Annotated in this window: 17 protein-coding genes; all 17 read right to left on the bottom strand. The window is 42.4% G+C overall.

Features of this window, described 5'->3' with window-relative positions; genetic code table 11:
* Window positions 1-3: 3 nt before the first annotated feature.
* Window positions 4-3,183, bottom strand: coding sequence for a SusC/RagA family TonB-linked outer membrane protein (locus tag LS482_RS09855; protein WP_233031615.1), 3,180 nt, complete (start codon window positions 3,181-3,183; stop codon window positions 4-6).
* Between the two features lie 764 nt (window positions 3,184-3,947).
* Window positions 3,948-7,991: a hybrid sensor histidine kinase/response regulator transcription factor gene (locus LS482_RS09850; protein ID WP_233031614.1), complete on the bottom strand. Its 4,044-nt coding sequence runs from the start codon at window positions 7,989-7,991 to the stop codon at window positions 3,948-3,950.
* A 797-nt stretch (window positions 7,992-8,788) separates the two neighbouring features.
* A complete protein-coding gene (locus tag LS482_RS09845) occupies window positions 8,789-9,961 on the bottom strand; it encodes a type II secretion system F family protein (RefSeq protein WP_233031613.1) in 1,173 nt (390 codons plus the stop codon).
* 3 nt (window positions 9,962-9,964) lie between these two features.
* Window positions 9,965-10,444, bottom strand: a complete 480-nt coding sequence (locus LS482_RS09840; RefSeq protein ID WP_233031612.1) for a PulJ/GspJ family protein — start codon at window positions 10,442-10,444, stop codon at window positions 9,965-9,967.
* On the bottom strand, window positions 10,428-10,820 hold the full coding sequence (locus LS482_RS09835) for a hypothetical protein (RefSeq protein ID WP_233031611.1): 393 nt from the start codon (window positions 10,818-10,820) through the stop codon (window positions 10,428-10,430). The genes LS482_RS09840 and LS482_RS09835 overlap by 17 nt, the downstream gene beginning before the upstream one ends.
* Complete coding sequence (locus tag LS482_RS09830) at window positions 10,808-12,139, bottom strand: hypothetical protein (protein ID WP_233031610.1); 1,332 nt, start codon at window positions 12,137-12,139, stop codon at window positions 10,808-10,810. The genes LS482_RS09835 and LS482_RS09830 overlap by 13 nt, the downstream gene beginning before the upstream one ends.
* Window positions 12,140-12,222: 83 nt before the next feature.
* On the bottom strand, window positions 12,223-12,693 hold the full coding sequence (locus tag LS482_RS09825) for a hypothetical protein (protein ID WP_233031609.1): 471 nt from the start codon (window positions 12,691-12,693) through the stop codon (window positions 12,223-12,225).
* A gap of 7 nt (window positions 12,694-12,700) precedes the next feature.
* The gene (locus LS482_RS09820) at window positions 12,701-13,594 is read right to left on the bottom strand and encodes a tail fiber protein (RefSeq protein ID WP_233031608.1); all 894 of its coding nucleotides are present in this window, start codon (window positions 13,592-13,594) and stop codon (window positions 12,701-12,703) included.
* Between the two features lie 90 nt (window positions 13,595-13,684).
* On the bottom strand, window positions 13,685-14,668 hold the full coding sequence (locus LS482_RS09815) for a hypothetical protein (protein WP_233031607.1): 984 nt from the start codon (window positions 14,666-14,668) through the stop codon (window positions 13,685-13,687).
* 3 nt (window positions 14,669-14,671) lie between these two features.
* A complete protein-coding gene (locus tag LS482_RS09810) occupies window positions 14,672-15,394 on the bottom strand; it encodes a hypothetical protein (protein WP_233031606.1) in 723 nt (240 codons plus the stop codon).
* Between the two features lie 252 nt (window positions 15,395-15,646).
* A complete protein-coding gene (locus LS482_RS09805; protein WP_233031605.1) occupies window positions 15,647-17,845 on the bottom strand; it encodes a prolyl oligopeptidase family serine peptidase in 2,199 nt (732 codons plus the stop codon).
* 476 nt (window positions 17,846-18,321) lie between these two features.
* A complete protein-coding gene (locus LS482_RS09800) occupies window positions 18,322-18,708 on the bottom strand; it encodes a transposase (RefSeq protein ID WP_367890605.1) in 387 nt (128 codons plus the stop codon).
* Window positions 18,709-18,901: 193 nt separating this feature from the next.
* The gene (locus LS482_RS09795) at window positions 18,902-19,306 is read right to left on the bottom strand and encodes a hypothetical protein (protein ID WP_233031604.1); all 405 of its coding nucleotides are present in this window, start codon (window positions 19,304-19,306) and stop codon (window positions 18,902-18,904) included.
* Window positions 19,299-19,928 carry an SMI1/KNR4 family protein gene (locus LS482_RS09790; RefSeq protein ID WP_233031603.1) on the bottom strand — a complete coding sequence of 210 codons (630 nt, stop codon included), beginning with the start codon at window positions 19,926-19,928 and terminating at the stop codon, window positions 19,299-19,301. Before LS482_RS09790 ends, LS482_RS09795 begins: the two co-directional genes overlap by 8 nt.
* 4 nt (window positions 19,929-19,932) lie before the next feature.
* Complete coding sequence (locus tag LS482_RS09785) at window positions 19,933-21,723, bottom strand: RHS repeat domain-containing protein (protein WP_233031602.1); 1,791 nt, start codon at window positions 21,721-21,723, stop codon at window positions 19,933-19,935.
* A gap of 41 nt (window positions 21,724-21,764) precedes the next feature.
* Window positions 21,765-22,334 carry a hypothetical protein gene (locus LS482_RS09780; protein WP_233031601.1) on the bottom strand — a complete coding sequence of 190 codons (570 nt, stop codon included), beginning with the start codon at window positions 22,332-22,334 and terminating at the stop codon, window positions 21,765-21,767.
* Window positions 22,335-22,337: 3 nt separating this feature from the next.
* Complete coding sequence (locus LS482_RS09775; protein WP_233031600.1) at window positions 22,338-24,053, bottom strand: RHS repeat domain-containing protein; 1,716 nt, start codon at window positions 24,051-24,053, stop codon at window positions 22,338-22,340.
* Window positions 24,054-24,059: the final 6 nt, after the last annotated feature.

The raw sequence follows: 24,059 nt of genomic DNA, 5'->3' as shown, positions 1-24,059 counted from the left end.
AGGTTACAGGTCGAGCAATACCCCGATGTTATATACCGATTGTACAGGGTAGCCCAGGCCGTCGCCTCCCATTTCGGGATCCCACATCTTAAACTTGCTCCATACGGCGAGATTGGTTCCGCTGAGGTAAATCCGCAATCCCTTTATTCCGTATTTATCCAGAAATCTGGCAGGAGTGTTATAGCCTATCTCCACACTTTTAAGCCGCAGAAAAGCACCGTTTCGCATCCACCAGGTGGATCTCTGATTATTGTTTTCAATAAAAGTATCGCTCAGCCTGGGCCAGAATGCGTATATATCCCGGTTCTCTTCAGACCAGTGACTGTCTGCAACGACATTCAGCAGCCCGTTTTGTGCGTAGGTATTGATATCATCATCATAATTCAGTACAAAAGGAGATATATTTCTCGGGTTGATAAAGAAAGAAGTACGGGCCGAACCCTGGAAAAAGGCACTGATATCGAAGTTCTTAAAACCGGCGGTACCGCCAAACCCGTAAACGATCTCGGGGGTGGTGGGATAACCGATGGGCACCATATCGTTGGAAGTGATCACCCCATCGCCGTTCATGTCCCTGTATTTGATGTCTCCCCCCATATATGTACCGAATTGAGTGGGAGAATTGGCTACCTCATTATCGTCAACAAACAGCCTTTCGGCTATATACCCGAACTGTCTGGCAATCGATTGTCCTTTTTTGTAGCGGTACGTCATGTTTTCCGGGTATATATTTTCATCGAATTTTAATATTTTGCTGGTAGCATAGGTAAAATTACCGCGCAGGCTGGTCCATAAGTTTTGCGATAATTGCTTATTATACGTTAAAGAAACATCAACTCCTTTACTCTCTGCTTTTCCGAAATTGGCTGCCGGAATGACCATCAATCCCATGGTAGAACCGATATTGGAACGTTCCTGCAGGATATTGCTCCTTCTTTGGCGAAACGCATCAACAATAATTTCCAGGGAGTTCCGAAACAGGCTGAGGTCCATACCGATGTTGATCTGCTCGGATTTTTCCCAGCTGATCTGGTTGTTGGCATACCTCGAAATGGAAATACCGGGCCTGTAATACCCGAAGTCTTCTCCGAAACGGGCTCCAAAGTCCCCGTCATTCAGGTCGACATTCGACAGGTAGAAAAAACGGTCTTCGTCATCCCCGATGGCATCGTTCCCTACCCATCCGTAGGTAGCCCTGAATTTCAGGTTACTGACCACTTCTTTGAGCGGTTCAAAAAATTTTTCATTGGATATACGGTACCCCACCCCGAAGGAAGGGAAGAAACCATACCGGTGATCATTGGCAAAACGCTCGGAGCCGTTATACCCGAAATTGAACTCCGCGAGGTAGCGGTCGTCATAGGCATAGGTAAAACGCCCGGAAATCCCGTGATTCCTGTGGGCCAAAGAGGACTGGACGTTTCCCGAATTACCGGTTTCATAGCTGGAAAGGATGTTGATGAGCATTCCGGACACAGCGTGTTTTTCTCCGAATACCCGGTTGTAATTGATGGCTGTTTCCAGGTATATCCTGGAATCGATGTCCTTGTCGCCTTCGTCATACCCGAGGTATTCGCTCCCGGTGGTGCCTATGGAATTCGCTCCGCCGTCGTTGAGTACCCTGAGGTTAATGCTGTTATCCAAAGGGCTCAGGGAGGCCGTATAGTAAAAAGGATTGTATTGCCTGGACACCTGGTAATAAGACATTCTTCTCACATATCCCATGGCACGTGCCGTAAGCCCTTTGGTGATCGTGCCCAGGTCCTGCTTCAACTCGAGCTGGGCCTGGATATTAGACCGTTTCCACACCTGGTATCCCTTTACCATCTCGGCATAGGGGTTGGTCAGCAGTCCCGTGCCGTCCTGTCCGGCAACCGCCCCTCCGAACAAGGGATGTTCTATATAGGGCAACAATTCCGAAGGATATACGGCCGGAAATCTTACGGGATTGGACCAGATGGCCCTGTTAAACGTGGCACCTCCCCCGCCTACGGGGCCGTTATAATCGTCGAACTGGCCGTAAAGCCTTACCGAGGCATCGGTGGTATTGGTCAAGGTGATATCAACATTGGAACGGAGTGAATAATTGCGCAGTTTGATATTGCTGTTAAAGTTGTTTATCCCGTCCACTTTCAACACCCCGTTGTCTACATTATAGGTCCCTGCCACATAATACCGCGCCCTTTCTCCGCCACCACTGGCGCTCAGGTTATAGCCCTGGTTAACGGTATAATCCTTGATCAGTTGATCTATCCAGTTGTTATTCGGATACAGCAAGGGATTGTCTCCTGCCTCAGTACGATCTATTTTGGTCTGGGTATAGGGCAGAACGGCATTCGGATCTCTGGTCAGGGCGGCTTCATTGGCCAGGTTCATATAGGTAATATTATCCGCAAACCTGAAGTTCCGGGTATTGGTAGAAACCCTGTTCTCTGCCCTGAATCTGAACTTCACCTTGCCCTCTTCACCCGATTTGGTGGTAATCAGTACCACTCCGTTAGCCCCTCTTGCCCCGTAAATTGCCGCGGCGGCGGCATCCTTTAATACCGAAAAAGAGTCGATATCATCCGGCTGCAAGCGGGCCATGTCCCTGGTCGAAGATTCTATGCCGTCAATGAGTATCAGCGGGTTTACCTTACCGGTACCAAATGTACCCAGTCCGCGGATAAAAAATTCCGAGTTATCCGCCCCGGGTTCCCCGCTGCGCTGATAGGCTATCATCCCCGAAACCCTGCCTGCCATCATGGTGGTCAGGTTACTGGTAGGGCCCTTGAGTTCTTTGGGGTTTATTGTGGTCACAGAACTGACCAGGCTGGCCTTCTTTTGAGTTCCGAAACCAACCACTACCGTCTCATCGAGCTCCTGGAGATCCTGGTTTAGTGTAACATTAATGGTATTTTTTCCGCTTACAGCTATCTCAACAGTTTTAAAGCCGACATATGAAAAGACGAGGACTTCGTCTTCATTCACCCTTAACTCGTAGTTACCGTCAAAATCGGTTGTGGTCCCCCGCGCCACTCCTTTTACTTTAACGGTAACCCCGGGAAGCGGCCCTTTATTATCTCCCGAAATAACCGTTCCGGTTACCGTGCGCATCTGCTCCTGTGCACTCATCTGAAACACCGAGACTGCCAATACCATAAGCAGACCCGATGCTTTTAAAAAGCAAGTAAAAATTCTCATATCATATATTTAGTTTTGGTTGTAGTGAAAAATCGGTAACAAACCAGGTCCGGGACTATTGTGGTGCGTACTTTCCCGGAACCATTCCTGTCAGATCTTTGTAAAATGTAGTATAAACACTTATTTAAACAGGTACTAAAATACCGGAGCTCCTTTCAAAAGGGAAATCGTGCTATTCTTTTTAAAACATTGAATGTCGCTCGGATTATCCCTTCTCCGGATTTCTTAACTGACCAGGCCGTATTTTGCCCGAATCGGAGGGTGATCTGACCCCGGGTTTAATTACTTCATTTTCTGCTACAAAATTCGTTGCAATTATTTCTTAAAAGGGGTGGTATATTCGTAAAATAGGAGGGTGATTCCTGTATTTCATTATCAAATCGGTAAATAATTTCCTATATCCCCGTATGAAATACCATTTTATTAAGAAAATAACAGGAGGAGGAAAACCGGAACTATATGGTTAATAATATAATTGTATGCCGGAAGAAATAAAGCCTGTTTATACTTTTTTAGAGTTTATCCCCTCCCTCCCGATGGTCCCGATAACTATCGGGATCGGGACTCCCCCATGCTTCGACACTTCGGCTTTAGTTTATCCCAGCGAAGCCAAAGTATCAAAGGGCTCAGTGCAGGCAAGTTCAACACAAGCGGGAAGGGGCCGGGGAGGACTTTTTTAGCCGGACTTATGATAAAGAAGCGCTCATAAGCCTAATTCCTGTTAAGCCGATCTGTTTTTGTTATGCACCAAACACAGATCCGTTTCATTCCATTTTCCAGAAACTTTCATTCAGGATGTATTTCTTATCCTTAACATTACTGTATTTTTTGCGGAATTCCGACGGGGTCATCCGGTATTGTTCCTTGAACTGTTTCCGGAAGTACTTCATATCGCCAAAGCCGGCATTCAGGGCCGCCTGACTGATCTGAATTTCCGTAGTTATCAATGCCGTAGCGACCTGCCTGAGCCGGATGAATCTAATAAATTCGGTAATGGATTTCCCGGTGATCTGTTTTATTTTCTTATAGATCAGCGACTGGCTCATCCCCACTTCTCCTGCCATTCCGGCTACTGTAAAAGTCTCGTTATTCAGGTTCAATTCTACCACTTCCACGATCCTGTCCACAAACGCCTTATCCTCGTCAGAAAGTTTCAGGTCTTTCTGCTCCCCGGTGACCTCCCGTATAAGGTGTTTTTTAATGACCTCTCTCCGATTCAGTATCCCTTTTATCCGGGCCTTCAAATATTCCTTATCGAAGGGTTTGGTAATATAGTCATCCGCACCTACTTCCGCTCCCATCAGTTTCAGTTCTTCGGAAGTGCCCGCAGTAAGCAGAATTACAGGAATATGCCTGAGGTCCTTATCATTTTTCACGATCTCGCAGAATTCCACTCCGTTCATTTTTTCCATGACCACATCAGAGATAATAAAATCGAAATCCTGCTTCCGAAGCATTTCCAGTCCGTCTTCGGCACCGGAAGCCCGGGTAACCAGATAATATTCACTGAGAACAGCAGATAAGTATGCGCGTATTTGCGGATTATCATCAACAATCAGTACGGCCCTTTTATCCCTGATAATATCATCATCTACAGTTGTTGGGTTTTCCGGTATCCTCTCTGCTGTATATTGCAGATCATCTTCCGCAAACGATGGGTCGGGCAACATACTTATACCGGTAGCTTTATCTCCGTCTTCACGGGTTTTTCGTATCTCTTCTCCCAAAAGTTCTATTCTGAATGTGGTGCCTCCCCGGTCATTGTCCATACATTGCACTGTGCCTCTATGTCTTTCTACAATTTTTCTAACCAGGTACAGGCCTATTCCGAATCCTTTTTTCTTAACAGTCCGGTTTTCCTCTCTTTGGTAAAACAACTCGAAAATACGTTTTTTATCTGCCGGAGGAATTGATATTCCGTTATCTGCTATCTCCATAACAATCCCTTTTTCATTTTCAAAAATTTCAAACGAAACCATTCCCCTGTTTTTTTTCGTAAACTTGAGTGCATTGGAAACCAGGTTAAAAAGGGCGATTTCCATTTTCTCCTTATCTATGTATACTACCGGGTTGGAAATATCTGCGTGAAAATTATATGTTATTCCTTTCTTTTTTGCCCGATGTATAAAACAATTGTACACTTCTTTACACAGATGTATGATATCACAGTTGTTTATTTTAAGCACTCCGGTATCGTCATCCACCTTTCTGAATAGTATCAACTGGTCTACAAGGCTAAGCAGCCTCCTGGAATTGCGATACGCCACTTCGATAGTCCCGGGATCGATCTCCTGGTCTCTTCCGTAAATAATATCCTTCAGCGGATTGATAATCATGGTTAACGGCGAACGGAATTCATGAGAGATATTGGTAAAAAAGTTTATTTTCTTTTCGTGCAACTCTTTCTCCCTTTTGGCTATCTGCCCGGACAATTCCACTTCATACTTTAACCGGGATTGTTTTTTCTGATACAGGAGGATAACAGAGATCACAACACCAAACAATACAGCATAAAGCACGTATGCCAGCGGAGTACGGAACCACGGAGGATTCACCACCACGGGAAAAGCTATCCCGTTCATATTCCATATACCATCGGTATTGGTGGACTTTATCCGCATGGTATAGTTTCCTTCCGGCAATTTGGAATAATTTGCCACCCTGGAAGTTCCCGTATATTGCCATTCCCTGTCCCATCCTTCCAGGAAACAGGCATATGATATTTTTTCCGGGTTACCGTATTCCTGGGCGACAAACTCAAACGAAAGCATTGATTTTTCATAAGGCACCCGCAATTCATCAAGTACCAATGCCGGACTCCCGTCTCTGGCCAGCGGCTGATTATTGACCTTTATTCTGGTAATGGCCAGATTGGGAAAGTCTTTTTCAGGCATTTCCAGCCCGGGGTTAATAATATTACTTCCTTTAATACCTCCGAAAGCCAGTTCTCCCGAACTGAGCTTTAAAGCCGCATTATAATTGAATTGATTGCTCTGAAGTCCGTCCGCGGCATAAAAATTCTTAAACTTATGTTCTTTTATGTCAAACCTGCATATCCCATTATATGTGCTCATCCAGAAATAACCGTAGTCATCACGTAAAATATTGAGAACGGAATTATCGGGCAGGCCATCCTTTCCGGTCAGTATTTTTCTCGTTCCCCGTTGTGTATCCAGTAATAAAAGTCCCCCTCCTTCCGTACCGGCCATCAGGAGATGTTCATCTGCGAATTTCAGAGACCGGACGGGATAATTAATGTTATACGTTCGGGTTATTCCCGTTTCGGGATCGAATTCAAATAAATGTCCGTAAGAACCTATCCAGAACCTGCCGTCTTTACTTTCTGTCATGGCCAGTACCCCTGCAATGCCGGACTTCACATACGCAAACCGGTCATCTTCCTCGCGATATACAAAAAGCCCTTCCTGATCAGAGGTAGCTGCCCATAATCTTTGTTTGCTGTCCGTAAACAATACCCACACATTACTTTCATTCCTGTTTGTTCTGCTGTTGTAGAGATTATATCTTTTAAAAGTATTCGTCGCATTATCCAGGCGGTTCACTCCTCCTCCGTAAGTGCCTATCCACAAATTATCGTTTCTGATCTTCAGGGAGGTTATAAAATCGCTCACTAAAGAATCCCTGTCTCGGGAAGCCGCACTGTATTTCTCTGTTTTTCCGGTTTTCAGATCATATGCCCCGAGACCATTTCCGTCTGTTCCTATCCAAAGTCTGTCGCCCTGTTGGGCAAAGGAAAATACAAGATCGCCCGGAAGTCCTGCAACAGCACTTCGGGAAATCGTCCTGAACGGTATTTTATCGTTGAGAATGAGTTTTATCCCTACTTTGGTTCCTATCCATTTCCGCCCTTTGTCATCCGCATAAAGGTCATATACAGATCTGCTTGTCACAATGTCTGTCCTGCCGGTAAGGGTTTGAAAGGCCTGAAAACGACCTGATGTATCCGTATATACAAATAACCCGTTTCCGTCCGTAGCTGCCCATATTTCCTGCCGGTCCTCTATATATGCCAGGTCCTTAACTTCATACCCCAATGCGCCTTCCGTAAAGAAACGGGGCATTTTCTTATCGGTATCATAACGTAAAACACCATTATCCAATCCCATCCATAATTCATGTTCCCGCCCAAAAACCATACTGTGCCCGCTTCTTACCCCGGAATAGACGACTTCCAGTTGTCCCGCTTCTTCGTTAAGCACGGTTATTCCAATGCCCTGTACAAAAACCCAGAGTTGTTTGCGACTATCAAATGCCATGGCCTGGGCATGATAATCCAGGCTATTATTATGGCTTCCCGCAAGGGGAATCCGGTAAAAACAATCATCCGGGCCGACACTTTCCCGAACCATAAGTCCCTTTCCTGCAGTAGCTACATAAACAATTTCTGCATTTCCCGTAATATCGTTTACCGGGCGTTCCATAGGCAACAATTCCCCGGTACGATCATTTTTAAACTTTACTGTGAAAAAGCGATCATTTTTATAATTATATATGCTCAAACCCAGTTTCGTACCTATATAAACCAGATCCTTGTGGCTGTATATGCTTTCTATACGATTGTTTGCAAGACTGGCAGAATCTTCCGGTTGATGATGATATACCGTAAACTCATATCCGTCATACCTGTTAAGCCCGTCAAAAGTGCCAATCCACATAAAACCTTTGGAATCCTGATAAATTTCGGTTACCGAACTATGCGAAAGACCATCCTCTATACCGATATACCTCGTGTTATAATCAATAAAATCATTTGTCGGCTGAAAAGCCTGCAAAGCATTACAACTCACTAAACAAAAACATATATAAAAAAATACGCTAATTTCTCCGGAGCCCTTTTTATCCTGTAATTTCCCCAAAATATTCTGCTTTGTCAAAAAAACACATTTAATCCAAAAATAAAATAATAATTTTAACAATTTAAATACTTATATCGAATCAAAAAACGATTAAAAGTTGTGAGTCAGGCAAAAATTGCGACCCTTGCCGGGAGGTTTATACGTAAAGCTACGGGACATAGGGGGCACAACTTATGATTTGTGAAACAGTTCTTTTTCCTTTTTTGTAAATAAGGAAGAAAACCGGAAGCTTATAACAAGTTAAAAAACCTACCCCCTTTGGTCCTGATCCGTTTTAAATTTTAGGATGGCCGGTCGTCAGGCAGATACAAATTCTGAACCGATTTTCGGAAGACCCGGAACTTTTAAGTCACTTAAACGATGAATACATCAATATAATACCGGGAGTTCTTGTAGATCAATTTATAATATCCTGCTTTTTGAACTAAATGCGACTAAAGAGCAGCAAAAACAATATCCGTTTTCTTATTTATTGCTTTCTTCCTGTTGAAAGTAGTGAACCTTCATGCTTTTGAGCATATTTCAGATCAGGACGACAATTCCGGGAATTGTGAGGTCTGTAAATTATATACTGCCAAGGGACACAATACCCCCACTAAGTGAGATTTAAAATGCTCCGAAGCCTGTCAGATAAAAACTCCCCTCTTCAGACAAAGGAGCCTTTGAAAGGCCTGTAATTTTGAAATGCTTTTGGTCCTCAATGTTTAAACATTATTCGCGTTATGATATTATCCCAGCACACTGCTCAGCTTAAACATCGGCAGGTACATGGCAATAAGGATAACTCCTACTATAATCCCGACAAAAAGGATAATAAAAGGCTCCATCATTGTAGAAAGCATTTTGGATTTTTGCTGTACTTCCACATTATACTGGTGGTTCAAGCGGTCAAAGATAAACTCGGTCTGATTGGTTTCTTCGGCTACTTTCACCAGGGCCACCATCTTATGGTCAAATATCTGTGCCTGTTTTAAGCTCTCACTCAGGCTCTGCCCTTGTAATATCCCGGATTCTACTTCTTCAAGCGCCTGTTGCAGGGGATAAAAGCTTATCATCTTTTTTACCAGTTGAATGCTGTTAACCACAGGGACCCTTGACGCTGTTAGCAACGATACGGCCTGGGTAAACTGCGCCAGGTATACATTTTTTACGAAGGGGCCTATAAAAGGGGTTTTCATCAGAATATGATCTTTAATCCTTTTATACCATTTCTTTCCGGCCAGTACTTTGCGGCCGATTAAAAAACCGATAATGAATACTATCAGTACCCATCCTTTGCCTTCGCTAAAATTGGAAAGATTAATTATAGCCTTGGTTATTCCGGGTAATTCCACATTATTTTGGGTGAAAATGTCCTGAAACATAGGAACTACATACCGCAACATGAAGACAACTACCAGTACTGCGGTGGTAAGGATAATAACCGGATAGATCAATGCACTGATAAGGGTTCTTCGTTGTTCGTTTTTCCCGGCAAAAAAACTGCCGAGCTCTTCGGTTACTCTTTCCAGGGTTCCTGTTTCTTCCCCGATTTTCAGTGAATGATATTCATATTCGGTAAACTCTTTTTTACCCTGTACGGCATCCGAAAAGTTTTTTCCGGAGACTATCTCCCCGATCAGATCATCGTGGAATTGTTGCAGGTTTTTCTTTTTCTGGTTTTCTCTGATAAGGGTTAATGCTTCTTTAAGGGTGATTCCTGCTTTTAATAAAATACTGATTTCCGTATAAAAATCTTCTTTCTTCTTATTGGAAAATGGCTTGCCGAAAAGCGTGATCTCCTTTTGTAACAACCCCGACAACCCTCCGGAACCCTTTCCCCCGGATTCTTTCAGCGTATTCCGGGACATTTGTCCTGCCGGTTTTTTTTCTTTGGATATATTTTCCAGCTTAAATGCCATCTTTTAATGCTTGCTTTGATTCATATATTGGGTTGCATCATTCTTTTTAAAGACAAACAACTTCCTGTTACCAATGGTATCCGAGGAAGTTTCCAGTTGCAGGGCATCTATGATCCCTCCGGTTACTTCCCGGCCATCCCTGTAAAACTTCTTTACGGGAAACCTGATATTAAAAGTATCCGGATATTTAATAACCCTGTTTTCGTGTAATTGATAATACACAGAGTCCAGTTCCGTTCTAAAATGTATTTCATCGGAGGAAGGATTAAAAGAAACAACCCGGTACCGGTTGAAATCCAGCCATAATGCCTGCTCCAGCAATTCCAGCCCCGTGTCTTTCGCAAAATTCTCCTCCATGCCTTTCATTTGTCGTTGCACCAGACTCAAAACAGAAAAGGCCATGGCTACCACTACGGCAGTCAGGGCAATGACCACCAGCATTTCACTTAATGTAAAGGCCGGTATTTTATTGCGTTTTGCCATGGTATTTATAAATCACTTTCCGCTCTGTTCTCTTGTCACTATTATTCTGTTTTGCTTCTATAACCGCCTCCCTGTATCCTTCGCCGGCATCTGATGTATTCCCATACGGTCCCTGTCCTTCCATAACAACCGAAATATTCCATTTTCCAAAAGTTTCGGAGTACGGAAGTTTTAATGTGTTGTTTTTTAATCCGTATTCCAGTTCATTAAAGCGGGTTTCAATCTTCCGGGTATTTCCCTTTACGGTACCGGCAAAAAGGTTGTTCAGTATAAGGCTGGTCACCATAAAAATAACTACAATAAGCACCGTAGCCACCAAAGTCTCCATCAGGGTTGCTGCTCTTACCCGTTTGTTTATCGTTTTTAATAGAGCCATTTTGCCACGTCCTTCTTTTTTTTATCCAGTAACAGGCCTGCATATTCCAAAGGAAGTTCATCTTCTACGATCTTCCCGTTATACAGGTGATTCTGATAGATGGAACCGGCCTGGTTGGCTATAAAGTTTCCCGTAAATACCGTTCCGTTTACATTGCCTTTCAGTTCGGTATTCTGGTTGCAATAGATCTCGCCATATAACTCCGATCCTTCTTCCGCAATAACCTGGGAAATATAGTTGTTTTCTTTTTCTCTCCCCAGGTATAGTACAAAGCCCCCGACCTCAGACTTTTCCCCGATCCGTATATGGTTTTCCTCTTCGACACCGGAAGGCACGGAGGCCTCATTTTCCGAAGAAGAATTCTTTTCTTCTTCCTGTATGACCAACGCAGAGGGATAACTGAGCCTGCATTGCTTACCTATTGTGATCTTTTTTGTAGCTATGGCCTGGAAACAACCCCTGGTTCTGTCTTTAACCTCTATTTCCGGGGCAACAAGTACTACATCCTTCAGGACAGCACTATGATCTACAATAATCCCGGTTTCACTGTATACCACTATATTTCCTTTCAGGGTCGTCCCCTGTAGAAGTATTTCTCCCGGATTGTAAACATACTGAGTGGTTTCCGTAAATGAATTTTTATATGTTTTCCCTCCTTCGGGAGACAGGATCTTATCTTCATCCATTTCAAAAGTTCCTTTTGTCACAGCCACTATATGTTCGGTAAGAGAAGCAGGAATTTCAGGAAGCCGGGACTGGCTGTGTTCTGTTTTACCATAGATCAATGAGCCGCCATAATAGGAATTCCCGGAAATATTTCCCGGTTTTATCCCGGGTTCCGGCAAAAAGGCAGTCCCTTGTATCCGGGCGTTTCCCACAACCACCAAGGGGCGATTGTTGTCCTGCAGATATAGGGCAGGCCGTTCTTTCTTCAAAAAATATCCACCCACCAATGCAAGACGAGTAAATTTTTTGTTTTTTATCCGGGAAACGGCTACCGTTTTTTCCAATACCCCCCAATAGCTTTTATGAAGTTTAAGGCTTTTGTAATCTTCATCCTGAAGGTTTATCGTAGTGGTATCGCCGAAAGGGAGGGTATGATTCAGGGCATAATCTATTCCGAAACCGGCATTTTTTACAGTCTCTACGGTAAACCCCGACTGTTTCCTGAAAAGGGTCCGGGTATGTATAAGGGCTACAAATGCCGCAAGCAGAATGGCAATGACCACCCCGATAAAGATCACGAACTGCAAAGCCCCGGACGACTTTTTAGTACGCCATAACCCCATGAGTTTTTTATAGCTTTCATTTCCGTTCATAGTAAGAGCGGTATGTTATTCCAACCAAAGAAATTCAACGCTGTTTTCAATGGCAGATTTGTTCGGAACACCCCGATAACCATTTAATTAATGGGAATGGTTTTGCGTTTGCCGTTATACAAAACAGTAATTTCCTTAGGGTCTCCCCGTACCAGCTTTACCCCGTTTATCTCGTCATTGATACGCATAAGCTGCTGCATACCGTCAATCTGTACAAAATAGATCTTTTCCCGGGATTTGTCGTCTCTGACCATCCCCGCGTAATACACCGGCACTTCCATTTCCGGGGGAATTTCTGTTTGTACCACAGGTTTACGGGCAGGCTTTTTTTTCGGCCTCATCATCGTTCCCAGAAAAGGGTCCCGTTCATGGACGGCCACGGTAAATACTTCCTGTTTTTTAAACGCCTGAGGTTTAAAGGTGACGCCCGGGCCTGTACCGGGGGACGGTTCGCGTTCAGGACTCAGCGTTCTTAAAACCCTGTAGCCGATAAGGCCCCATATTACCAGTACTGCGGCCAGCAGTATATATGTTGTGTTGCGTTTTTTGTTCATTCCGTCCCTATTCCTGATCCGGTAATTGTTGTAACAATCCCGTTATCTCTTTATTTTGCTTTTCCAGAGCATCTATCCTTTCTTCCTGGCGAATGGTATAAAGTGTTAATTCTTCTATTTTTTTCAGCAGTTTCAGGTTCATTTCGTTCAGGTTAATGCCGTGTTCCTTCATCTCTTCAGCTGAAGGAATCTCAGGCAGATGGCCCTTTCGAAGAATATATTCACGGATTTCCTTCAGGGAAGGCAGATCATAATCTTCCTCAAAAACATAATCCGGGGCGATGGCCCCTCCCAAATCCACTTTTACTTCCTGTGCATGGATTTTTCCCTTTACGGTAAGTTTAGCGTCCGGGCTTGCCGTACCTATTCCCACATTCCCTGAAGCAGTAGAGACAATTTCCGGAGAAAACTTGTTTTTGTAGGGCACACTTACAATATTATCCCCGGATATGGGTTCATCTACAGCTACCCAGTTTTCAAACATGGAAGGAGTTTCTCCTCTACCTTGAGCAAAAACCCGAATATTAAACCTGGAAAAATATTTCCTATCGTTAATATATATGGATATTTTTCCGTTATCATTAGCCAGCTTAATTTCAGGGGTATAAGAACCTGACGACGATGCATTTGACCTAATAAACTCACCATGGAACACATACCAATTCAGTTTTATGTCTATAATATTCCCTCGTTGATATTCAAATCCTTCTAATATAACCGTAGGCATTCCCACACCATCCTGAAAAGGAATATTGGTCCTGATCTTTATCCCGTGATCCGGGGTTCCGTTAAAATGATAGCTTAAAGGGTTGTAATTCTGGCCGTACAATGAAAAACAAAGGATGAACATCATAAAAAACATCCCGTTTATTTTTCCCCTGTTTAAACTATAGCTGTCCATAATTATATTGTGTTTTGGTTGATGTATACCCTAATTGTTTTTAAGGAGCCGGTTCCGGAGTTTACTCAGTCTCCCGGCAGAGCCTTCTATTTAGTTTATAGTAAAACTAAAGGTAGAGGATACCCCCCCTTCATTTCCTGCCCTGTCAAAGCTTTGTACATTCCAGTAATACGTACCTTCTTCAAGGGTAGCAGTAAAGGTTTTAGTATTCACGTCTTCTTCTGTAACCAGGGTTTCAAGGCTTTCGTCACTGTAAACGGAAATCCTGTCGTATTCGGCACTCCCGGGTACATTCTCCCTGTTCCAGCTAAAGGTAATTTCCGTATCGCCAGTGGCGCTGTCATCTGCGGGTGCGGTCAGTGCCGGAGTATTGGGAACGGTCAGATCTACCAATATCTCCCTGGAGCTGTACAGGGTGCTTTCCGCATCCTTCTCAGCCCTTACCTGCCAGGTAAAACCGCCTTCTTCAAAAGTGACTTCCAGGGAAGTTTCGGCAGTTTCTTCCTCCTGTACCACACTTTCACTGTCATCCAGTATTTGTATGCGGTAACCGGTAGCTTCCGTTATGGCACTCCACGAGAGTGTAATCTCTGCTTCATTGGTTACCTGGTTATCCTCCGGAGCATTTAATATCACTGTATTTTCGGAAAAGCCATCGCTTTCGGTCAATGTAAAGGCATTTGTGGAAAAAGGAGTTTCATAACCGCTGTTTACGGCCTTTACCCGCCATTCGTAAGTGTTAGGCAGCATTTCCTTGCTGTAAGATGTGGCCAGGGAGTTATCTGAGGTGTCCCTTTCGATCGTGTGATCTATGACCACCTGGGATGCATTGGGAAAACCGGGAGTGGCTACCTGTAATATGTAAGATTCTGCATCTTCCACGGGTTGCCAGGTAAAGGTAACGGCATTGCCCCTTACCGTTGTCCCGTCCGCAGGGGCAATAAGAAGGACTTCCTTGTCGGATATATCGGGAATTTCCGTAATATCATCACAACCTGTGATCACCACACCCAACAGTATGAACTGTACACCACTTATAAAGTAACTTTTTATATTCTGAATTGACGGCATCATAATTTACAGCTTAAAATAGTTGACTTTCTTTTTCACTTCGGAAGCCTTTTTTTCCGTATCGCCCGGACAGGAGTGATGTTCTTCTATGATATCTCCTATCACTACCCGGCGCCTTTGATCTTCTGCCCAGCAGAAAAATGACAATCCATAGGAAAACACTTCCATATCTTCCATACGTATGCTGGCTGTGGTCTTGTCTCTTTTGTTGACTTCCAGGTAATATTTTCTGAGCTCCTTATCATACACCAGGAAAACACTTTCTGCAGTAGCCATGGACTGCAATTGCATTCCCTGTAATGCAGCAGCTACGGAAGTGACCATAAAGGCATCGGTCCGTGGTTTCAGGTAATCCACCAGGTTTTTGTCTTTATTGAGTTCCTCCACATGCGTTACATTGTCGATAAGTTGCAGGGATACGTATTCCGGCTTGTCCGGCAGGGAATCGACGTACTGCAACTGCATCCGGTTTTCGGGGGAGGCCTTCAGATAGGCATTGAACTTTCTTTTGTTAAAGGTGTTTTTCACCACTTTTACCCGGATTTTCTTGTCCAGTTCCGGCACGGTAGTCATGGAAAAACGGTCATTGGGGTAATAGTCTTCATGCAAGCCGATAACCCCCAGCTCCAGGGGTTCTGTTGTAGTCCGCTGGAACTGGTTGTTGACGGTAATGCTTTTGCAGCTAATGAATAGTACAATAAAAAGAAAGGAGTAATATTTTTTGTTCATAAACCTGTGTTTTGTTGGACCTAAAACCTATAGGGTAAAAATAGGGAATTTTAGTGGGGTTTACAGGAAATTCACCGCCATTTTCAGGAGCGCTTCACGCTCTGCACCAAAAAGTATGATGTACCTGTTAAGGCTTTTGTTAGTAAGATTATTCAAAAACCCGTTATCTCCGGTGTACATTCCTCCCGTTGTACCAATTCTATGTTTAAATTGTTTTTGATATTTATCGTGCTCTTCGTCATATGGAAGCGTTTAATTTTTACCGTATCGGTAATCCTTCTTACCGGTCTGCCAGAAGGCAAAAGCATAGGTATTGGCAAGCTGTTCAAACTGTTTCGCTTTGGAATCTCCCATACCGTGACCCGATTCATAGTCTACCGAAAATATAACGGGTTTGTCCGAACCGTTATTCTTTTGGAGTTTGGCGGCAAATTTTCCCGGTTGCCAGGGTACTACCCGCGGATCATTCATTCCCGTGGTAATTAATGTTGCCGGGTACTTCTCATTTTCTTTAATATGCAGATAGGCGTCCATTTCAATGAGTGCCATGCATTCCAGGGAATCTTTTGCCGTACCAAACTCTTTTATGTTATTGGGTCCGTTAGGGCCGTTTTCACCTCTCAGCGCATTCATCACCCCGACTTCCGGGATAGCAACGGCAAACAGGTCGGGCCTTTCCGTCATGGCCCGGCCAATGAGAATCCCGCCGGCACTTCCTCCGTTAATCACTGTTTTCCTGTTCGATGTATAACCTTCTTTGATCATGTATTCCGTACATGAAATAAGATCTTTCCACGTATTCGGCTTACGCTCTTTCTTTCCATCCTGGTACCACCGGTCGCCTTTCTCTCCTCCGCCACGTACATGGGCTACACACAAGATCCCGCCTTCTTCGACCCAGGTGAGCCATGCCGGTGAAAAGAACGGGGATATCGAATGACCATAGGAACCATATCCATAGAGAAGCGTCGGATTTTCCCCGTTTAATTCCACATTCTTTTTATGAATAACGGAAAGCGGAATATCCTTACCGTCATGAGAGGGTACGGATAACTCTTTAACCACGAAATCCCTGAATTCGGGATAATCGCCGTTCGGAGAGATCATTTGCTCGGTAAATTCACCGGTTTCCGGGTTGTATTTATACCTGATATAGTCATTAACCCACCCCATCGTGGATACCCACAGGTCGGGATAGGACAGTCCTTTCGATGAAATGTTCACCCGCCCTGATACTTTGGGTAATTTAATTTCTTTCTCTTTCCCTTCATCGATATGATATAATTTACCTTCCACCCCGTTTTTAGTGGTCGTAAAATAGATGCCGTTTGATGTAACCTCAAAATCATTAATAACTTCATTCTCCTTCGGATCGGCCAATACGGTATCGGTATCCGGATCGGCAGGACCGTTTAAGGGGCTGCTTAAAATCCGGAAATTTGAAACGTTTTTAGCCGAAAGATATAGGAGAGAATCCCCCCTGAAAATCGCATGTTTTACTTTATCCTCTTTTTTGTAGAGACTTTTCCACGCTATTTTCCCTGTACCCAGGTCTTTGATATCAGCATAATAGTAGTCAAAATAAGCTGTTGCACCCCCGATTCTCCCGCGCATATATTTATCATTCCGATCCCCGATGCTAACCCCGGGAAAATCCTCCTCGGAAATATTCAACTCCTTCTGGGTTTCCCGGCTAAAGATCACATGTAACTTTTCAGGGTCCTGACCTATCTTATAAACTACCGATTTCATATCTTTCAGAAAAGACGGGGAGTTCGCATCAATTACGGGGTAATGTAAATAGATAAACCCGCTGTTATCCGGAAGCCAGCTTATCCCGCCACTATCGGACGGCCAGCAGTGGCCTATGACCTGGGGAAGCGGTTTACGGGTCTTCATATCGATAATGATCATCTCTGATATCTCAGCTCCGCCATAGGACAGGGCTACCGCGACATAAGCCCCGTCCCAACTGGGTTTTATATAATTGATCCTGTATTCATGTCCTTCGTCCGGTTTAAAGTCTTTAGAGTCGAAAACAAGTTCGTCCGGTGAATTAAAGTTTTTCCGATAATATAATTTCGGGGCATTTTCCCCGCTTTCTTCCCTTAAAAAGAAATGCTGGTCATCTCCCGTAATCCTGTAATACCAGGTATCGTATGGCTTTCGTTTATCGTAATCCTCCATTTTATCGATCAGTTTATCCCTGCCCGAGAGCCTGTTGAATACTGCCTGGGTGTGTTCGGACTGTGCTTTAAACCAATTTAAAGTGAGGCTGTCCTCCAGATTTTCAAGGTTTCTGTAGTCGTCTTTAATGCTCCTGCCAAAATAGTTTTCTGTCACGGGCACGGAAGGGGCCTCGGGATAAGGAGGAAGAGAGGCTTCTTTCTTTTCGGAAGGAGTACAGCTACAGATCAGTATGGCCGGAATGACCAGGGCTTTTGTTTTCATAGTGTTTTTGTAATTTATAAATTTCGAATACCGAATGTCGAACGCAGAATGCAGAAGTATCGTAAAGTTGGAGAAACGATCTGATTTCTGAAACTCAAAACTTCGTCATTGGATATTCATTATTCGTCATTCATTATTGATTAAGGGGTCTCCATTCGCCGCCCTTTTCGTCATAAAGACTTTGCCACAGCTCTGCGAAGTTTGCAACTTCGCAGCCTAAAATCTCCAACTAAAAGAAAAAACCTCAAACACCTCTCCGAGGCATATCCCGCTCCATATTATTGCCGCAAAGACTTTGTAAATGAAGAAGGCTTAAGCACATCAACAACCGGGTTCGCGGCCAGGGTGATCCCCTCCAAAACTCCCCTGCCATGGATATAATGACCAGCACTTGAATATATATAATCCCCGGCACGCTCTACAATCCCGGCTCTTACAGGATTTAAATGAATATAGTCTAACTTGGACCACAGGAATTATTCACTGTAAACCTCTTCAGGGTGATTACCATACTTCCAGAATTGATATGTTTTGTTCCTCGAATGCCTGCCGGCTGCCCTGGCAAACCGTTCCAGCATCCACTCTCTCCTGCTTTCCGGCCCGGTTTGTATTTTTTTCAGAATAGTTTTGGCTGTAAATTTCTTAAAATCCCGGAGCAATCCCGATAAATCCCCGCTTCCGGATTGTACGAGCATGTGTAAATGGTTACTCATAATAACATATCCGAACAGTACCATGCCTTTATTTGCCATGCAAAACCGTAAGCTGTCCAATATACAGTCTTTATAAACTTTCCTTGTAAATACATCAATCCAATCCACTACAGTCAGGGTAACAAAGTGTAGTTTGGAAGCGTCACGTATGTTATATCCTTATGGCATAACTTTGTTCCTTTTAAAGGTAAGTTACAAAAAAATATAACTAAGGCTGTAAAACTTTGCTTTGGAGGCCCCTCTCAGAGGGGCTTCATATACTGTCTTTCATTCACATGTAAAAGGCTGCGAAGTCGGAGACATTCGCAGAGCTTATAACACTTCGTAGAGCGGGATTCTTATCTTATTTCTCTTTACACATTACCCCATTAATCTGCTCACTAGACGGGTCTCCTTTTATATTAGAAGTATAATGATAACAGTTACCCTCTATTTTTATAACTTCAACTATAACACCTCCAACACTATTAACTTTTTTTTGAAAATCATTTAAAGGCATTTTATCTTCATCATATAGCAATATGTAACGACAATTGCTTAACCATTTTATTTTAGAATATCTTTTCACTCCTTCGCTATCAATTTCTGTTTGAAGTGTATCGTTCCTTATAATTCTATACGATGTAGTCCCTTGTGTTGTATCATTTGGAATAATAAAACCTCCTTGCTTAAACCCAGTGCAATCCAAATTTTGGGAGCAAGAAGCAAGGCCAACTAATAGGAAAATTAACACTAATACCTTATTCATTCTTTATCACTATTTTTATTTTGCTTCCTTCTGGTAAATTATAAACTTGCTTTGCTATATCTGAGTTATAGGCAACATTCTCTCTATAATCTTTAAGAGTTAAATTAGCAATCGTATAATCTCCTCCTAAGATAAAAGGATATTTCGGACACAATCTCCTATCTACAGCTAACCCTTTTCTTTGATTGACACTTAATTCTAATGCTAGTGATTTTCCTGTGTAATAATCCAAATCATTGTACAACACATCTAACCACTCCTCAAAATCATTGGCAATAATTTCTAAATCACCAGATTCTAAGTTAAAGAAAACTATTTTTCCATCCTTAAAAGCAAAAGGGTTTCCAAACACATCTTGTCCAAAAAAATATAAGCCCTCTACTAAATTTTGATAGTGTTCATTGAAAACATCATTCATGTAAACAATATTGAACTGGCTGTTTTTTTCTTTGGAAAAACCAAATAAAATCAAGGAGTTATTATAAAAATATCCTCCGTTAAATGCTTTTATAAACTCTAAATAATTAGCATCTCTAACTTTTATGGATTTCTCATTATCAGATGAAAAAGCTTGGGGTTCAAAATCCAAGCTTTTATGTTTCATTAATTCGTCCAGTTTCATTTATCTATTTATTTTCTAAATTCTTAGGGACTATTTTTACTTTTTCCCCTTCTTTTAAGTTCTTTATTTGCTGCCCTATTGAGCCTCCTGCACCTCTGTTATCAGAACTATTTATAGTTTTAACACTTGCTTTTTCACCTGTGTTTATAACAGCTGGCGGAGCTTCATCTCTATCTTTTCCTTTCTCCGTTTTAGTCCCTTTAAGATTCTCTTTTCTACGATTTGCTGCCCCCGCTCTATCTATAACTCCTTCATTACTTTTGCCAGCTTGAATAGCTTCATCTAAATGTTGGGCCGATTCAGGATGCTTATTTGCATCAATAATTATCTCCGTAACATCATCGGCTTTAGAGCTACTTTTACCAAAAATCTTGGTTAATCCTTTCAAAATAGCCCCTCCTACTTTAGTCGACACAACGCCTGCTATAACTAAATCTTCAGGACCAGGAAGAACAACCGAAAGACCCGTTAAAGCTCCTGTGGCTTCAGCTTTATTTTCAGCCATGTACTGTTCCTTGGTCATTTCGCCTTTCAGAACAGCTTTTTCTCTTCGGGTTTGCCTTAAATCAAAACTTGTTATTTCAAGACCTTCTAATTCAATACCCATACCAAGTTTGTTTTCAGCAAAAGCATAGGTTGAGTTATAAACATAATCTTCTGCCAATGGGTCAACTTGCCAGAACCTACCAATAGCTGGGTCTCCTATACGGTATTTCCACTCATGAACATTTAACCCTAAATCCTCTGTAAATTCTTGGTCTTGAAAAGTTTCTTTATTATGCTTTCTTCCATTTATTACTGTATTATAGCCTTTATGTTCAAGTCCAAAGGGATAAAAATTTCGCTCTTGTCTAATCTCGCTTTGAGCTATTGTACCACTACCATCAGTATCTGAGTATGACAGCCTTACGTTGTTCCATATATCTGTATACTGGTATATGTAGTCGAACCCTCCCGAACCGTTAGGTTCTACATAACCTTCTGCATGATTGAAGAACTGTAAAGCTCCATTTTCGTAAACATAGTCATTGGCATACTCGGTAATTGTCACAGAACTTCCCCGGGTAACCGCCTTCTCTAACTTGATCCCCGAGGCATCGTAAATATAGTCAATTTTATTGGTTCCAAAACTTATCCGGGTCGGTAGATTTAGATGATTATAGGCAATAGATGTAATCCCCTTGTTCCTGTCCCTTGTGGTATTCCCATTGGCATCCCGGCCATAATCATTATCTGTATTACTGCCATCCTTAAAACCATAGGTCTTATTGGCGGCATCACTTACCTTGACTAAAAAATTCCCCCCATTGTAATACGCATAGCTCAACCTGTCCATTTCTCCAAATGAAGAGGCATTGGTATTTATGGCGCCATTACGGGTCAGTTGGGTAATATTCCCGTTTTTGTCATAGGCGATGTCCTTTAACGTATAGCGGTTGGTATGTCCGCCTCCGTTATACAATCCCGAGGTAATACGGTTCAAAGCATCATAGGTATAAGCATATCGCCTTAACGTATTGTCATTGGCCGTTTTCCAATAGGTCTCTGCTATATTGCCATTATACAGTGCAGGTACCGCTCCACTGCGGCTGGTGTTGTAATTCACCTGGAAACCGAACAGACTGTTCCCCAGGTTATCTGCGTCGTTGATCTCCTTTAGCCAGCCCCGTACATTATAAGCATAGTTAATGCTCTGTAACGGCTTGCTTTGGGTATTCCCTACCTTTTTCTGCTCCAGTTGCCCCAGGTCGTCATAGGTGTTTTCAGCAATCAGTTCTTCTGCCTGGTTGTTCACCTTCTGGGGGGCTGCGAAGTCGGAGACATTCGATGCGCCAGCTACTCTTCATAGAGCGGGCAATCCAGTTTTGGAGGTTCGTAATACCCCATTCCGATATTGGTTGTAACTTTTTTATACATTGATATATTACTTTTGCAAAAAAAGTAGTGAACCACTTTCTTGGAATCGTCTATTAATGAACTTGTCTCGGGGATTCCTATAAATCCATTAACATTTAACGAATCGATATGATTATATTTGGATAAAATAGAAACCATATCTTTTGTTAAAATATGTGTTGAATCAACCCAATAAAACAATTTCCCTTCCTTTTCAATATAGCGTGATGGGAAATCGGAACTTTTAGTCCCAATCCTATTTTCCGGACCAGGAAGCAACTTATTAAATTCACCTCCTACTTTAACTCCTAAAACATTATCATCTATATTTTCAACATAGATAGAAAATACACTATCACTTTTGCTAAGCCTACTCGTGTATAAAAAGTCAATAATAGCATTTTGAACAGCATCATTTTGAGTGCCTTTATCAACCAACATTCTTTTCCATGAAGAACAATTTATCAAAAAAAATACAAGAACAATAAATATATAATTATGTAGTTTCATTTATTAATATTCAACAGGTTCTGGATTAGTTAATAATATAAATTTTTCAATCAAACTTTTCTGCCCTTTCTTAAAATTCCTATCAGCTTCAGAAGGTCTTAACCTATCACTATCCCTAAAACGCGATAGATGCGTATGAAAATGAGTCCGCGTTTTAACTTTGTTAAATAAATCAGGTCTGACAGAATGTAATAAAAAAGGAGATCTGGCTTCCTGAGCGGTATTATTTACATAACGACTTAAATAAACATGGCTTATATTATTTTCTTGTTTTCCCGAAAGAAAATACCCCCCAATTTCTTTATCAATATAATTTGACAACTTTAAAGTAAATTCTTTCACCCTTTCTAATGTAGGTTGACCTTCACCTCCCACATCTATAACATTATCTTCCATCTTAAAATTCTGTCCATCTTTAAGAATTCCTTTTTCAATATCTCCAATAGCTACTTTAGCCTTTCCTCTTTCAGATTTTTTTACTAAGAAACCTAAAAAACCTTCTCCTTTCTTCTTTACATTACCTTCCTTATCTGTTTTTACTATTCTATCCGGGTCGTCATTTGCTTCTCCAACTTGAGTAATTTCTCCTGTTTTCCTGTCCAATTTAAAATCTGTTAATCCATCAGGATCTATTCTATATAAAGGACTATTCTGCACAAAATTGTATGGAGTCATCCAATCTCTTTCATCCGCCATTGGATCAACAGTCATCCATCTACCCAAAGCCGCGTCATAGTTCCTCGCCCCGAAGTCGTGCCAGTTTAATCCAAGTTCTTTTTGGTTTTCTTTACCCTGATAATCATAAGGATACTCAGGTCCATTAATCACATTATTGTACCCTCTATGTTCCAGGCCAAATGGGTAATAGTTATTCTCTTCGATAATTTCCAGTTGCGGAACACTGCTGGTTCCAGTATTGGCATAAGAAAGCCGTACGTTGCCTAAATGATCCTTATACTGATACACATACTTGAAAACATTATTTTCCTTGGTTACATACCCTTCAGAATGGCTAAAAAATGCCAAAGCACCGTTTTCGTAAATATAATTCCCGGCATACTCCGTATTTGTCACAGAACTTCCCTGGGTGACCGCCTTCTTTAACTTGATCCCCGAGGCATCGTAAATATAATCAATTCTGTTGGCTCCAAAGCTAATCCGAGTGGGTAAGTTTAAATGATTATAGGTAATTCCTGTAATGCCTTTATTGGTATCACTTTCCAGGTTACCATTGGTATCATAGGTATAATCATTATTGGTATTGGTTCCATCTTTAAAGCCATAACTCTTGTTTCCCGTATCTATGACCTTTAGTAATTTGTTGGTGGAATTATAGCGATAGTCCAATACATCCATATTGTCGTAATTACTGCTGTTCTGCCAGCCATTGCGGGTCAGATCGGTAATGTTTCCGTTCTTGTCATAGGCTACATTCTTTAGCTCGTACCTGGTGTATTCCCCGGCCCCGGTATTTGTTGCTCCTGTAATACGGTTCAGGGCATCATAGGTGTAGCGGTAATTCCGCCTCCGGTCATCATTGGCCGTCCGCCAATAGGTCTCCGAGATATTGCCATTGTACAAGGCCCGGTCAGTAGGGTTATAAGCAGGGTCATTATACCGGATACCAAAGGCAAATAATTGCTCTCCCAATGCCGCATCCGGGTTATTGATCGCTTTCAGCCAGCCCCGTACATTATAGGTATAGTCAATGGTCTGCAATGGTTT

The organism is Sinomicrobium kalidii, from assembly GCF_021183825.1.
Taxonomy (GTDB): domain Bacteria; phylum Bacteroidota; class Bacteroidia; order Flavobacteriales; family Flavobacteriaceae; genus Sinomicrobium; species Sinomicrobium kalidii.
The sequence above is the reverse complement of the archived record's forward strand: the minus strand, read 5'-3'. Positions and strand labels throughout refer to the sequence as shown.